At 68.2% G+C, this 13,725-nt stretch carries 14 protein-coding genes and 1 tRNA gene; 4 read left to right on the top strand and 11 right to left on the bottom strand.

Annotated features, from left to right (window positions below):
• From Q0812_RS09555 to Q0812_RS09535, 5 genes are all read right to left on the bottom strand, one after another.
• A complete protein-coding gene (locus tag Q0812_RS09555) occupies positions 1 to 840 on the bottom strand; it encodes a hypothetical protein (RefSeq protein ID WP_302110093.1) in 840 nt (279 codons plus the stop codon).
• Positions 837 to 3,491 (bottom strand): LysM peptidoglycan-binding domain-containing protein, encoded by a 2,655-nt coding sequence (locus tag Q0812_RS09550; protein WP_302110092.1) that lies wholly within the window; start codon positions 3,489 to 3,491, stop codon positions 837 to 839. The genes Q0812_RS09555 and Q0812_RS09550 overlap by 4 nt, the downstream gene beginning before the upstream one ends.
• A 64-nt stretch (positions 3,492 to 3,555) precedes the next feature.
• A complete protein-coding gene (locus Q0812_RS09545) occupies positions 3,556 to 4,278 on the bottom strand; it encodes a fimbrial biogenesis chaperone (RefSeq protein WP_302110091.1) in 723 nt (240 codons plus the stop codon).
• Positions 4,279 to 4,373: 95 nt separating this feature from the next.
• Entirely contained in the window at positions 4,374 to 4,937 is a 564-nt protein-coding gene (locus Q0812_RS09540; RefSeq protein WP_302110090.1) for a hypothetical protein, read from the bottom strand.
• Positions 4,938 to 5,361: 424 nt separating this feature from the next.
• Positions 5,362 to 5,437, bottom strand: a tRNA-Ile gene (locus Q0812_RS09535).
• 157 nt (positions 5,438 to 5,594) lie between these two features.
• Here Q0812_RS09535 and Q0812_RS09530 point away from each other — a divergent pair.
• Complete coding sequence (locus tag Q0812_RS09530) at positions 5,595 to 6,365, top strand: SIMPL domain-containing protein (protein WP_302110089.1); 771 nt, start codon at positions 5,595 to 5,597, stop codon at positions 6,363 to 6,365.
• 6 nt (positions 6,366 to 6,371) lie between these two features.
• On the opposite strand, the gene panD is transcribed toward Q0812_RS09530, so the two are convergent.
• On the bottom strand, positions 6,372 to 6,722 hold the full coding sequence (gene panD / locus Q0812_RS09525; protein WP_302110088.1) for an aspartate 1-decarboxylase: 351 nt from the start codon (positions 6,720 to 6,722) through the stop codon (positions 6,372 to 6,374).
• Between the two features lie 191 nt (positions 6,723 to 6,913).
• Here panD and sppA point away from each other — a divergent pair, with 191 nt between their 5' ends.
• Positions 6,914 to 8,677 carry a signal peptide peptidase SppA gene (gene sppA / locus Q0812_RS09520; RefSeq protein WP_302110087.1) on the top strand — a complete coding sequence of 588 codons (1,764 nt, stop codon included), beginning with the start codon at positions 6,914 to 6,916 and terminating at the stop codon, positions 8,675 to 8,677.
• A gap of 4 nt (positions 8,678 to 8,681) precedes the next feature.
• Here the strand turns inward: sppA and Q0812_RS09515 are convergent, their stop codons facing one another.
• Genes Q0812_RS09515 through queC form a run of 3 tightly spaced genes read right to left on the bottom strand, consistent with a single transcriptional unit; the run spans position 8,682 to position 10,404 of the window.
• Positions 8,682 to 9,053 carry a 6-carboxytetrahydropterin synthase gene (locus Q0812_RS09515; protein ID WP_302110086.1) on the bottom strand — a complete coding sequence of 124 codons (372 nt, stop codon included), beginning with the start codon at positions 9,051 to 9,053 and terminating at the stop codon, positions 8,682 to 8,684.
• On the bottom strand, positions 9,050 to 9,682 hold the full coding sequence (queE, locus tag Q0812_RS09510) for a 7-carboxy-7-deazaguanine synthase (RefSeq protein WP_302110085.1): 633 nt from the start codon (positions 9,680 to 9,682) through the stop codon (positions 9,050 to 9,052). The genes Q0812_RS09515 and queE overlap by 4 nt, the downstream gene beginning before the upstream one ends.
• Positions 9,679 to 10,404, bottom strand: coding sequence for a 7-cyano-7-deazaguanine synthase QueC (gene queC, locus Q0812_RS09505; RefSeq protein WP_302110084.1), 726 nt, complete (start codon positions 10,402 to 10,404; stop codon positions 9,679 to 9,681). Before queC ends, queE begins: the two co-directional genes overlap by 4 nt.
• 50 nt (positions 10,405 to 10,454) lie before the next feature.
• On the opposite strand from queC, the gene cutA reads away from it, so the two are divergent.
• Both cutA and Q0812_RS09495 read left to right on the top strand, forming a co-directional pair.
• Entirely contained in the window at positions 10,455 to 10,784 is a 330-nt protein-coding gene (gene cutA, locus Q0812_RS09500) for a divalent-cation tolerance protein CutA (protein ID WP_302110083.1), read from the top strand.
• Between the two features lie 61 nt (positions 10,785 to 10,845).
• A complete protein-coding gene (locus Q0812_RS09495; RefSeq protein ID WP_302110082.1) occupies positions 10,846 to 12,354 on the top strand; it encodes a response regulator in 1,509 nt (502 codons plus the stop codon).
• Between the two features lie 6 nt (positions 12,355 to 12,360).
• Here the strand turns inward: Q0812_RS09495 and Q0812_RS09490 are convergent, their stop codons facing one another.
• The gene (locus tag Q0812_RS09490; protein WP_302110081.1) at positions 12,361 to 12,669 is read right to left on the bottom strand and encodes a hypothetical protein; all 309 of its coding nucleotides are present in this window, start codon (positions 12,667 to 12,669) and stop codon (positions 12,361 to 12,363) included.
• A 51-nt stretch (positions 12,670 to 12,720) separates the two neighbouring features.
• A complete protein-coding gene (locus tag Q0812_RS09485) occupies positions 12,721 to 13,725 on the bottom strand; it encodes a ligase-associated DNA damage response exonuclease (RefSeq protein WP_425281562.1) in 1,005 nt (334 codons plus the stop codon).

Here is a 13,725-nt window from a genome sequence, read left to right as displayed (position 1 = left end):
TCAGTAGGGCGTAAACGTCAGGGTCAGGGTGTCCCAGTAACGTCCCGCGTAAAGCCGCCGATGCGGCGGAACGCGAACCTCCAGCGTCTGGCTCTGTACGGTCAGGCGCGAGAATGGCAGATGCACCGGCGCCGCGCCGGTTGTCACGTCGAGCTCCTCACCCGCCACAAAGACCCGGTAGGACGCCGAGCCCACCGAAAGCCCGTCCTCATGGACCAGGCGCCCGCCATTCTCCGACGCGGCCGTGACGGCCAGATCCGCATTGGTGCGATAGAAGAAGCTGGTGCGCGTGACCGAGCCGTCGGTCAGTTCACCCAGGTCCATGGACTGCGCCCCGCCCGCCGAGGCGGCCTCGAACCGCATCACCGGCTGGACCACCGTCTCGACGGTGAAAGGCTGGACCGTGTCGCCCGCGCTGACTTCCAGCTGGGTGGTGTAGGCGCCGGCGCGGCGAAACTGGCCGCCCTCGATGTCGGCGAGCGGGACGGTGACGCTGCGGCCCTGGACCAGCTCGGCGCGGGCCGAGGCGGTGAGGACGAGGCTGCGGCCTGATCGGGTCACCACCCCTGAACTGACCAGCCTGGTGGTCAGGGCGCTGGCCCCGTTGCGCAGTCGTATGGGTGTGGGCTCGGTCGGAGCCGGCTCTATGATGACAGGCGTGTCTTCACAATCCGCGTCCAGCGCCCCAGCGCTTGAGCTGATGCGCAGCGACACCCGCTCATCGACGGGCGAAGCGGGATCGTACTCAAGGCCCTCGTCCTGAACGAGGCTGAGGGCGTAGCCGGGGCAGGAGCCTGGCGCGGCGGCCAGCACGGACAGGGCGACCAGGGTCCAGATCATGGCAGTCTCTCCAGTTCGATGACGCCCGCGTCCCGATACGCATCGTCATTCTCGCCCACGGTGAAGGTGAAGCCGGCGTTCATCCCCGGGAACACGACCCGGTACCGGCCGGGCGCCAGATTGCTGAAGGCGGCGCGGCCCACGCGGTTGGTGAAGACCACCTGCTCCACCCCCTCGGCATCTATGATGCGGCCGTACATCAAGGCGACGGGCCCGCCATCGTACATCAGGGTGGCGACCACGGATCGGTAGGCGTCGCTGCCGATGGTGACGCCGATGCCGGTCCGGGCGCCCGGCACGACGAGGTACCGGCCCGACCCGATGTCGTAACCGGCGGGCCCGCCGCTGACGCCGACACGAAGCTCCTCCGGACGATAGGGATTGCGCGCCGGCGCGATCGCCGGGCCCAAGGGGCCCGAGCGCGCCAGCGTCGTAGAGCCGGCGCCGCTTTGAATGGAGACTTCGGCCCCGTCGAGCGACGGGTGAGCCCGGAACAGATAGAAGCCGCGGCCCGGATCGCGCGCTATGCCGAAAGCGCCGTCCACGAACGCGATGCCGGACTGGAACCGGCCCCGGACAACCTGGCCCTGGCTGCCGACGGCGTTCGTTTCCAGCTGGCTGACCACGCCCAGATCGCCTTCGAAGCGCGTCGAGGTGTAGCCGACCTCGGCGTTCACTTCGGTGGCGCCGTCCTGGGTTATGGCGCCGACCCGATAGTTGTAGTCAGGCACCTCGAAGCCGCGGGCGCGCACATACTCCACGCGCCCCGTCTGGGTGATGCTGTCATAGGAGGCGCGCCCCGTCTGACGCAGGCCGAACGGCACGCTCAGCGAGAAGAACACGCCGCTTTCTTCACGCCCGTCGGCGTACTCCCCGACCCGCAGCACGCCGGTGGCGAGCACGCGGCCGAACTGGCGGCTGAGGCCCAGGTTCGCGAAACGGTCAGCGCCATCCCTGCCGTGCTGGGTGGCGTAGTAGCCGCCGACGGACATGGAGGTTCGAGGCGTCAGGTCGAAGCGGTAGTCAGCCGCCGCAATCCATTCCTGGCTGAGCAGGGAATTCGGATCGGCGAGGGTGGCGAAGTCCTCGGACGTGTAGTCGAGGCTGGCGGTCAGGTTGTCATTGCGCTCGACGCCGAGGAAGCCGCCGCCCCGGAAGTTCAGGCTCATGGCGTAGCCCTGACCGGCGAAGTCTGAGGTGCTGAAGCCGCTCTCGAAGGAGACGACGCCGGGTTCGACCGCGAAGGCGACGGCGCCGCCGGCGTTGATCAGCGCTTCAGACAGGGCGCCGTGGACGCCGTAGGTCAGGCTCTCGCTGAGACCCCGTGTGTAGAAGCCGGTCAGGGCCAGGTCGCTGCCGTATTCGTAGCCTGATCCGCTCTCGTCGCGCAGCGCGCCGAGCGCGAAGGAGAACTCCGACAGGCCAGGAGCGAGCAGGGTCAGATCGCTGGACAGTGAAAAGGCTTCCAGCTCGCGCCTGCCGAAGGCGTCCTCCACCACAATGGAGATGTTGTTGCTGACGTCGGCCAGCGGGATGTCGCCAATGTCGATAGGCCCGCCTTCGGACTGGAAGCGGCTGAGCAGGACGCCGTTGGCATACACCTCCACCGTGGCCGGGCGGTCCAGGAAGAAGGAGCGGCGACCGGTTGGGCGGATATTGCGGGTGGGGTCGAGCTCTTCGTAATTGCGCTCGAACGACAGGCCCAGCAGGCCGGCAGGTCCACCCAGACGCGGCAGGTACGGCGTCAGGTCGCCGGCCGAATAACGCAGGGACCGTTGCGGGTCGTCCTTGAAGACGACGATGGCGTCGCGGCGGAACTCGCTGTCATCGGCGCCAAAGTTGAAGGAGCCGCCGAAATCGACGTTCACGCCCGTCAGGCCGCCAAAGTTGGCGAAGCCGGCGAAGGCGAACTGGCCGAAGGGGTCGCGGTCGTCCTCAAGATTGTCGGTGACGAGCACAGCTCCAGTCACGCCGGCGGACACCCTGCCGGGATAGATGCGTTCTACACCTTCGTAGTTGCCGGGCGGCAGCAGGGAGACGCCCAGGGGAGGCCGGGCCGTCGGGGGCACGGTGACGACAACGCTGAGCGTGGTCGGATCAAGGCGCGCCGTCACCCCGGTTCCAGCCAGATCCTCGACCGGCCGCAGGCCCGGCCCAAGTTCGCGAAGGGCGATGTGGGTGCGCTCGTCGATCGTGGTCGTCAGAATCTCCGACAGAGCCGCCGGCGAAATCTCGATCAGCTGCGACACCGTCGTGCGCACGGCGACAGCGGGATAGCGGCGACCGTCCACGACCACCGGAAGGCTGGTGTCGATGACCGCGCTGTTGTCCGGCAGGGGGTTGGCGCCGCGCGCGGGCTGAGACGCGGCGGTCTCAGCAGCCGCGACAGGGGCGGCGGGACCTTCCAGAGCCGATGCGTCCCCGGCCTGATCAGCGGCCGCGACCGCGGGCCCGGCTTGGTCGCCGTCGGGGATGACGAGCCGAGCCCCCGCCATGATGAAATCGCGGCGGACGATGCCGTTGGCCTCGGCCAGGCGATCCAGGCTGACCTCATAGGCGCGGGCGATGCCGCTGAGCGTGTCGCCCGGCTTGATGAGATGCGTGCGGTCTGCGACCGAGGGCGTGGCGATGCTGAGCAGCACGACGGCCATGGCGGTCGATCCCGCCAGGGCTCCGCGAAACTTTCTTCGTCCCCCTGCCCTCATGCTGGTCGGCCTACTGCGCCGGGCCGAGATCGACGGTTACCGGCCCTTGCGGCAGTTCGCCCGCGGGGATCGTGAACAGGCGGGTCGACAGGGGAGGAACGATCGGGTTCTCGATGGCCGCCGCCAGATCCTCTGCCGCGATCTCGCGGCGTTGACCACCGGCGGCAACCGTCAGCGTCCTCTGCGCCAGGAAGCCGTAGTCGCGGCCGCTGTTCTCAACTTCGAAGGTGATGGAGTCGCCGTCGCGGCGCGCGTTGTGAACGGCCAGGTCCGCCTGGGCGCCCTGGGCCTGGACGTAGACCGCCACGCCGAAGTCATAGACGGTGATGATGCCGCTGAAGCCGTCGGGGATGACCGGCACTTCCTTGACCTGAAGCACGTAGGAGGCGCTCTGCGCCAGCGCGGGATCGCCGATGTACTGGAAGCGCACGGCCTGGCTCTGCTGCGGCTGCACCAGGGCCTGCGGCGGGAAGACGGTGAACTGATCCTCGGCGGGGGTGAACGTCTGGCTGCCGTCCGGCGCCACGTCGCGCCGGAGAACGCGAATCTCAAAGGGTAAGGGCGTCGTCCGGCTGTTCGACACGGTGACGACAGCCGAGGTCTGGCCGTTCTGCGGCTGCAGGAAGACCCGCATGGGCGAGACTTCGTGCGCTTGGAGGGCGGTCGCGGCGACCGATCCGGCCAGGATCAGGGCGGCGCCCAGGGCGCGCAGGCTGCGAAGCGGGCTGAACATCTGACTGAACCTGTGGGACGCTGCGCCCAGTGCGCGGAACGAGATTCCGGCGAGCGGCCGAAGCCGCCCGCCGGCGCTTCTCGGGGGGAGAAACGTTAGTTGGCGACGACCGCGATGGTCATCACGTCGGTGTAGTCGCCCGCGAACACGTTGGTGGTCGTGAACGACGAGTTGGCCGGCGACGGGATGCGGACGCCGTCGGCGCGCAGCGTCACGGTGCCGCCCTGGCCGTTCATCAGGGCCACGGAGCCCGGACGGACGGTCACGATCGGCGTGAACAGGGTGGACTCGGCGAAGTTCAGGCCCGAGCCGCCGCCGTGCTGGATGGTGTAGCGGACCTGGTTGGCCGCGCCGCCCGAGGTGCCCGTGCGCCACAGATAGCCGCCGTTGGCGGAGCTGATGGTGCGGGTCATGCCGGCGGCCGAGTTGCAGATGTAGGTGGCGTTGAAGCCGCCCAGCGGCACCTGCGCCGTGGCGTCGGTGTTGGCCAGCTGGCCGAAGTCCAGGTTCAGGACGCCGCCGGTGGCGCCGCTGTTGTAGGCGCCGCAGACGGTGGCGACGTTGCCCGTCAGGTTGACGGTCAGGTTTTGAGCCGAAGCGGCGCCGGCGGTCGCGGCGAGCGCGATGGCGGTAGCGGAAGCGATAAGCACTTTCTTCATGATCGAAGTCCTTGCATTATGCCCCTTGGCTAAGGGGCCTGGTGGAAGGTCAGCGATCACGTCGATCGCCCCTTGGTTTTCCCCGCGGACGGTTGCAGCCGCCGCGCGGAGCTTTGAGGCCCAGCGCATCCCCAAGGGTGCGCTGGGCCAATCTCTTTGGACTGGAAGGTTAGGACGCCCAGAGCCCGCGCCTTTCGGCGTTCGGTCGATTTGGACTTTGGTCTTCTAGCGCTCCCCTACGCTTGCGTCGTCCGATGGCCGCAAGATGAGCGTTAGGACTTTGTTAAGCATCCCCAACTTGGGGGACGCCGCGCACACTTTCGTAGTTAAGGGCCTTAGAAAGTTCAATTTTTCGCCAAACAGGCGAAAGGTGAAATGATTCGCCCTGTTGTGACTGCGATCCCGTCGCCGAGCTTGGCGGCCGTGGTAGGCCCGGAGGGACTCGAACCCCCAACCAGACCGTTATGAGCGGTCGGCTCTAACCATTGAGCTACGGGCCCCCGCGGGGGATGCTTTCCAGCTATCGCGAGCCGCCGCGCCCGTCAAAGGATGAACGTCGGCTGCCGGTTGGAACACCCGAGCCGTTCAGACGCTAATGGCCAAGGTTCCGCCCTAGCGGCCGTGTAGATGACCGGCCATGGATCCAGGAGAGACCCCATGAAATCCCTGCTTCGCTCGACCCCCCGTTGCTCGATCTTGGCCGCCGGCGCCCTGGCGCTGGCCTGCGCCGCCGCCGCCGCGCCGTCCGCCCTGGCCCAGACCATGGGCTCGGCGCCCATGCACGCCATGCATCACGCGCCCAGCCTGCATCTGGCCGCCCACGGCGAGGTGCGGGTGGCCCCCGACATGGCCACCATCATGACCGGCGTCCAGACCGAGGCCCCCACCGCCGAACAGGCGATGGCCGACAATCGGGCCCGCATGAACCGCGTCATCGCGGCCCTGCGCCAGCGCGGCGTGGCCGAGCGCGACATCCAGACCTCGGGCCTGAACCTCAACCCCGTGTACGATTATCGTGAGAACCAGCCGCCGCTGCTGCGCGGCTATCAGGCCTCCAACACGGTGACGGTGATCGTGCGCGACCTGGCCCGCGTGGGCCAGGTGGCCGACGCCGTGGTCGCCTCCGGCGCCAACCAGATCAACGGCATCAGCTTCGGTCTCGACAACCGCCAGGCGGCCGAGGACCAGGCCCGGGTCGCCGCCGTGCGTGCGCTGCAAGCCAAGGCGCAGCTCTATGCCCAGGCCCTGGGCCGGCCGCTGGGCGCGCTGCGCACCCTGAGCGAAGGCGTCAGCTATACGCCGACGCCGCCCATGCCCATGTACCGCATGGAGGCCGTGGCCAACGTGGCGGCGGACAACACGCCCGTCGCGCCGGGCGAGCTGCAGGTTCGCATCAATATCGAGGGCGTTTACGACCTGCCGCAGTAGCGCGGGTCAGGCCTTGGGCCGGTTGCCGTCGTCCAGCAGCACCACCGTGGGGTGGTGGGCGGCGGCTTCCTCCGGGCTCATCTGGGCGTAGGCCACGATGATCACCTTGTCGCCTGGCTGGGCCAGGCGCGCTGCGGCGCCGTTGATCCCGATCGTCTTGGACCCGGCTTCCGCCACGATGGCGTAGGTGGTGAAGCGCCCGCCGGTGTTGATGTTCAGCACATCCACCTGTTCGTTCGGCAGGATGCCCGCAGCGGCCATCAGCTCGCTGTCGATGGAGACCGAGCCTTCGTAGTGAAGGTCGGCGCGCGTCACCGTGGCGCGGTGCAGCTTGGCCTTCATCAGGGTCAGAAGCATCTCGGCTCCTTTCCGCCGGCGCCCGATCAGGGCCTCGATATAGCTTTCGCGCCTGCGTTTCGCAAATGCAGCATGACGAGGAAATGAGGGTTCGTCTGTTAAGGGGTCTTCATTTGACGCTTATCTCTCCCAGCTATAGCGCTTGAGTGTGTCGGTCACGCGGCGGACGCCGCGTTCTGTGGGGATGCCCGATGAAGCAGTTCTTCCTGACCCTGGCCGGCGTCTTCGCCGGCATGATGCTGTTCTTCGTGGGGCTGCCCGTGCTGCTGATCGTCAGCGCCATCGGCAGCGCCCAGCCCAGCGTCCCCGGCCGCGCCGTCCTCGAGTTGGATTTGCGGCAGGGGCTGACCGACCAGACGCCCGCTAATCCCTTCGCCGCCCTGGGCGGCGCCGTCTCGGTCATGGACGTGGTCGAGGCGCTGGACCGGGCCGAGGAGGACAGCCAGATCAAGGGCCTGTTCGTGCGCCTGCCCGAAGGCGGGATGACCCCCGCCGCCGCCGACGAGCTGCGCCACGCCTTCCGTCGTTTCCGCGCCGCCGGCAAGCCGATCGTGGCCCACAGCCAGGGCGTGATGGCCTCTGGCGCGGCGGTCTCGACCTATATGCTGGGCGCCTCCAGCGGCGACCTGTGGATGCAGTCTAACGCCACGCTCGAAGCGGTGGGTCTGGCCACCGAGGAAATATTCCTGGGCCGGGCCTTCGACCGCTACGGCGTCAACGCCCAGTTCGAGCAGCGCGAGGAATTCAAGAACGCCGTCAACGCCTTCACCCAGAGCGACTATACGCCCGCCCACCGCGAGGCGACGCTGTCGTGGATGAACGCCATCTATGAGGCGGCGGTTGGCAAAGCCGCCCAGGAGCGGCGTCGTACGCCCGACCAGCTGCGCGCCACGCTGGAGCAGGGTCCCTATCCGGCCGAGCGCGCCCGCCAGCTTGGGCTGATCGATCACGTGGGCGAGATGGAGCAGGCGCGCGACGCCATTCTGGAACGCGCCGGACGGGGCTCCCGCCTGGTGGACTTCGGCGAGTATGTCCGCGCCCATGTGCCTGGCGGCGGCGGGTCCATCGCCCTGGTCGAAGGCGAAGGCTCGATCATGACCGGCTATGGGACGATCGACCTGTTCGGCTCGGGCGACGGCATCTACTCGGACGACGTGGCCGAACAGCTGTACCGGGCCGCCGAGGATGACGATGTGAAGGCGGTGGTCTTCCGTGTGTCCTCGCCGGGCGGCTCACCCGTGGCGTCCGAGCAAATCCTGGCGGCGGTGCGCGCCGTACGCGCGGCCGGCAAGCCGGTGGTGGTCAGCATGGGGGCCTATGGGGCCTCAGGCGGCTACTGGATCGCCTCGGAGGCCGACGAGATCGTGGCCCAGCCCACCACCCTGACCGGCTCGATCGGCGTTTACTCGGGCAAGATGGCCCTGGGCGATGCGCTGGCCCGTTTCGGCGTCGACGTTCGCGGCCTGGCCGTGGGCGGCGCCTACGCCGACGCCTATGACGCCGGCGAGGGCTTCGACGCTCAGGATCGCGCGGTGCTCGCCCAACAGGTGGACCAGGTTTACGCGGACTTCATCACGCGGGTAGCGCGCGGTCGCGACCTGCCGCCCGAGCGGGTGCGCGAAATCGCCCGCGGCAGGGTCTGGACGGGCGCTCAGGCCCGAGAGCTGGGCCTGGTCGACCATCTGGGCGGCTATCACGAGGCCGTGGCGCGAGCCGCAGCTCTGGCAAATCTGGGCGACGCGGCGGACGTTCGGGTGAAGCGCTACGAGCGTGACCTGGGCCCGTTCGGCGGCCTGTTCCAGGCGCTCGGCGGCGCCTCCACTTCCTTGCGCGGCCTGATGGCGCTGGGAGCGGTGCTGTCCGACCCGGAAGCACGAGCCGCGCTGGCCCAGATCCGCGACGCCCAGACGTCCCAAGGCCGCGCCATGGTGCTCGCTGGACGCGGCGTAGGCTAACGCCTCAGAGATCGACCACGCAGCGCTCGTGGATGGTCGGACGGGAAACCGCCACGCGGCATAGGCCGGGCCATTCCGGGCGCAAACGGCGGGCGAACCACAGGCACAGGTGCTCCAGGCTGGGAAGCTCCAGGCCCGGCTTTTCGTTGAGCAGACCGTGATCCAGTTCGGCCGCCGCCGCCTTCAGCGCCGCCTCCAGCGCGCCCAGATCGGCGACCCAGCCGTGCGCCTCGTCCAGCGCCTCGCCCCGCACCGTGGCCTCGACCATGAAGGAATGGCCGTGCAACCCGCGGTAGGGGCTTCCCTCGGGCTCCGTGGGAAAGTGGTGGGCCGCATCAAAGGTGGCCGCCTTGGTGATCTCGAAACGTGGGGTCATTTCACGCCGATGTACTTGTGGGTCTGGACGCTGAGGCGCCAGCGTGGATGGGCGAGGCAGTAGGCGACGGCGGCGGCGGTGTTCGCCTCACGCGCCGGACCGTCCATGGGCTGCAGCCAGAACCGTTCGAAGGCGAGACCTTCGAAGGCTGCGGGGTCGACGCCGGCCTGGGGGAAGACCAGCTTCAGCTCCTGACCCCGGGTCTGCACGACGCGGTTCCGGCCCTTGGGACTGACACAGATCCAGTCGACGCCTTCCGGCGCCGCGATGGTGCCGTTGGTCTCGACCGCGATGGAGAACCCGCGCGCCTTGAGCGCCGTGATCAGAGGTGGATCGAGCTGCAACAGAGGCTCGCCGCCGGTGCAGACCACCAGCCGCTCGGACTTCCCGCCCTTCCAGAGGGCCGCCGCCGCGTCGGCCAACTCATCGGCCGAACCGAACTTGCCGCCCCCCTCCCCGTCGACGCCGACGAAATCCGTGTCGCAGAAGTCACAAGCCGCACTCGCCCGGTCCTGCTCGCGACCGCTCCATAGATTGCAGCCCGAAAAGCGCAGGAACACCGCCACGCGCCCGGCCTGGCCGCCTTCGCCCTGAACGGTCAGGAACAGCTCTTTCACCGCATAGGTCATCGGCGGGCCGTCCATTCCGCCCAACCGCGCGCGCGCAGCTCGCAGGCGGGGCAGGCTCCGCACCCATAGCCCCACGCATGACGCCGGCCCCGCTCGCCCAGATAGCAGGTATGGCTATCCTCGAGGACCAGATCGATCAGCGGGTCGCCGCCCAAATCATGGGCCAGGGCCCAGGTTTCGGCCTTGGTCAGGCGCATCAGGGGCGTCTCGATCCGCAGATCGCGGGCCAGTCCCAGCCGCAGCGCCCGCTCCATGGCGTCCAGCGTGTCGCGGCGGCAGTCCGGATAGCCCGAGAAGTCCGTCTCGCACATGCCGCCCACGAGGTTCACGATCCCCCGCCGGTCGGCCAGGGCCGACGCATAGGTGAAGAAGATCAGGTTCCGCCCCGGCACGAAGGTCGTCGGCAGGCCGCGCTCGTCGGTCTCAATGTGGCGGTCCGTGGTCATGGCCGTCTCGCCAATGGCGCCGAAGCCGCGCAGGTCCAGGACATGATCCGGCCCCAGCCGCTCCGCCCATTCCGGCTTGAGGTCCGCCATACCGTCACGGACCGCCAGGCGCGCGTCCATTTCCACGCCGTGCCTCTGGCCGTAGTCGAAGCCGACGGTCTCCACGCGCCCATACCGCTCCAGCGCCCAGGCCAGGCATACGGCGGAATCCTGGCCGCCCGAGAACAGGACCAGGGCAGAGCCGTTTTCGACAGGGGTTGACGGGGTTTCGCTCATGACGACCCTGCGGTCGGCCGCGGGCCGCGCGCATGGAAAGAGGTGCTGCAATGGATGACGAGGTGGTGCTGCTTTACACCACTTGGCCCAACGCCGAAACCGCTGAGGCTTTCGGGGCTCTCGCCGTGGCCGAGCGGCTGGCCGCCTGCGCCAACGTGATCTCGGGCATGCGCTCCATCTATCGCTGGGAAGGCGCCGTCGAACGCGCGGCCGAGACGGTGATGATCCTCAAGACGACGGCGGCGCTCAGCCCCAGCCTGACGGAGCGACTGATCGGCGAGCACCCCTACGACACCCCCTGCGCCGTGGCGTTGCCGGTCTCAACCGTCGGATCCAATCCGACGTTTCTAGGCTGGGTTGCAGCAAACGCGGCGCTTTAACGGTTCCGAAAAGGGGTTGTGGATAAGGTCAGGCTCCAAGACGAGGAGCTCGGCTTTAGTCATGCCGACCATCAGAGTACTGGCCGAACCCTGCGTACCCTTGGGTCCCGAGGCCACGGGCGCCGACGCCCTCGCTCGATTCCAATCAGAACCGAACTGTCTTGTGCTGCCCGTGGTTGATCACGGGCGGCCCTTGGGCCTGATCGAGCGCGACGCCTTTCTCGTGAAGGCCGCGGACGCTCAAACCGGCGCCCAACTGCTGGCCAGCCCGGCCGGCGGCCTGGTCGCGGACGAGCCGCTGATCGTCGAGGCCGACGTCCAGATGGCCGCCATCTCCAGCGGGGACTCCAGCCAGCGGCCGGAAGACCTGCGGCGCGGCTTCATCGTGACCGACAAGGGTTACTATCTGGGCGTCGGCTGCGGGCTTTCGCTGCTCATGTTCGCCTCGCGCCAGACGCGGCCGCAACCGCGCGGCCTGGATCTCAAGGCGATCAGCCAGGCGGTCGAGGAGGTGCGCACCCCGCTGGGTGGCATCATCGCGGTTGCCGACCTTCTCAAGCGCCAGCCCCTGAACGGCGACGCCCGCGCCTACGTGCAGACCATCGTCGACGCCGCGGAGAGCGCGCAGCGCATCGCCCTGAACAATCTTGATCTGGTCCGCATTCGGGCCGGCGATCTCAATCTCAAGCCGCAGATCACCGTCCTGCGCGAAGTCGTGGACGAGGTGCAGCAGGCGTGGAGAGCCGCCGCCGCCCGTGACAGCATCACTCTGATCGCCAGCTATGAAGGCGACACTGAGCTGGCCGCCGAGGTCGACAGCGCCCGCCTGCAGCAGGTGTTGAACTGCCTGGTGGCCGAAGCCTTGCGCTATGCTCGCGAGGGCGTGGTGGAGTGCGGCCTGCGCGCCTCGCTCACCGGCAAACAGGTCATCCTGCGCGCCAGCGTGCGTCACAACGGCGCCATGCCCGGCGAAGGACATCCGGATTCCTCCGGCGTCTCTCTCTCGCGGGAGATCATCGCGGCCATGGGGAGCCAGCTTCTCGTTGAGCGTCACCCCGGCAAGGGCGCCACCGTCGCTTTCGAGCTGGAGCTTCCCGCGGCCAAAGTGGAGGCTCAGCCGGCGGGCAACGTCGCAGCCCTCGCGGAACTGGAGCTCCAGTCCCAGCCACACATTCTGATCGTCGACGACAACGCCACCAACCGCGTCGTGGCCCAGGCCCTGTGCGAGATGTTCGGCTGCACCTCCGAATGCGCCGAGGACGGACAGGAGGCGCTCGAAATCGTGCAGTTGCGCGGCTTCGACCTGATCCTGATGGACATCAAGATGCCCCGCATGGACGGCGTTCAGGCGACACAGGCCATCCGCGCCCTGCCCGGCGCGGTGGGACGCACGCCGATCATCGCCCTGACGGCGAACGCCGACCCGGATGACGCAGCCCACTACCTGTCGGTCGGCATGGCCGCCGTGGTGGAAAAGCCGATCAAGCCTGAGCGGCTCCGTCAGGCCATGAACGCGGCGCTTCAGGCCCCTGAGGTCGCCCAGCAGCCCGCTGCGCGCAAGGCCGGATAATCGCTCCTAGCCCGTGCGGCTGTCGTTCGGATGATTCTGCGGATATTCCTGCAGGCGACGCGTGAGCTGTTGCGCCTCGCGCCGATTGCGTTCCCATTCCGCCGCGCTCAGGCAGACGATATGCCGATTGACTCGCGAGCCGGGCACGCGAAATCGCCGGCAAACTTCGCGGTTGGGATCCAGCCCGGGGCGAGCCGCCGAATCCGCTTCCTCTACTGCGCCTACTTGAGCTGGCGCCTGAGCCGCCTGATCGGGAACCTGTTCCACCGTCGCCGGGGCCGTCTGCAGCGCGACCGCTGCGATGAACCAAAGCATGTTTTCTCTCCTGCAGGCGACCCTCAACCCTCGGCTGCAGAACGGCTTTCGTCAATCCTCCTCGTCTTCGTACCCTGATAATCGCAAGGCCTGCGCCTTTCGCCCTTCCAACTCAGCCCAGCGCAGCAGCCCATCTTCGCGCCCATGGGTGATCCACAGCAGCGCCTCGGGAAGCTCTCGAAAGGTGCTGATCAATTCGTCCCAATCGGCGTGGTCGGACATGACCAAAGGCAGTTCGACGCCGCGCTGGCGGGCGCGGGCGCGCACGCTCATCCAGCCAGAAGCGAAGGCCGTGACGGGATCGGCGAACCGCCGTGACCATTTTTCCTGGAGAGCTGACGGCGGGCAGATCACGATCTCCCCGGCCAGATCACCGCCCCGCTCGGCCGTGGCGGGCTCGAGTGGGCCCAGTTCAACGCCCAGGTCTTCATACAGGGCGCACAGCCTCTGCATCGCGCCATGAATGTAGATGGGCCGCTCCCATCCCGCTTCGCGCAGCAGCCGGATCAACCTCTGCGCTTTTCCCAGGGCGTAGGCGCCGACCAGATGGGCCCGCTCAGGAAACTGGCGGACCGAGTGCAGCAGCCTGGCGATCTCTTCCGTGTCGGGCGGGTGGCGAAAGACGGGCAGGCCGAAGGTCGCCTCGCTCACGAACAGATCGCACTGGACAGGTTCGAAGCCCTTGCAGGTCGGGTCACGGCGGCGCTTGTAGTCGCCGGAAACCACGGCGGTGAAGCCGCGCCAGCGCAGCACCGCCTGGGCCGAACCCAGCACGTGCCCCGCCGGCGCCAGCGAAATTTCGACGCCGTCCCGGTCCACGCGCTCCCCGTAGGCCACCGGCTGCCGGCCCTGGGCGAAGTCGGCGCCGTAGCGTTCCGTCATTATGGCTAGGGTCTCTGGCGTCGCCAGCACGATGCCGTGGCCTGACCGCGCATGATCAGAATGGCCGTGGGTCACCACCGCCCGCGGCGTGGGACGCACCGGATCGATGTAGAAGTCGCCGGGCGAACAGTAGAGGCCCTCGGGCCTTGGCTGGAGCAGGTCCTGGGGCCGCAT

The organism is Peiella sedimenti (genome assembly GCF_030504955.1).
Lineage (GTDB): Bacteria > Pseudomonadota > Alphaproteobacteria > Caulobacterales > Caulobacteraceae > Brevundimonas > Brevundimonas sedimenti.
The sequence above is the reverse complement of the archived record's forward strand: the minus strand, read 5'-3'. Positions and strand labels throughout refer to the sequence as shown.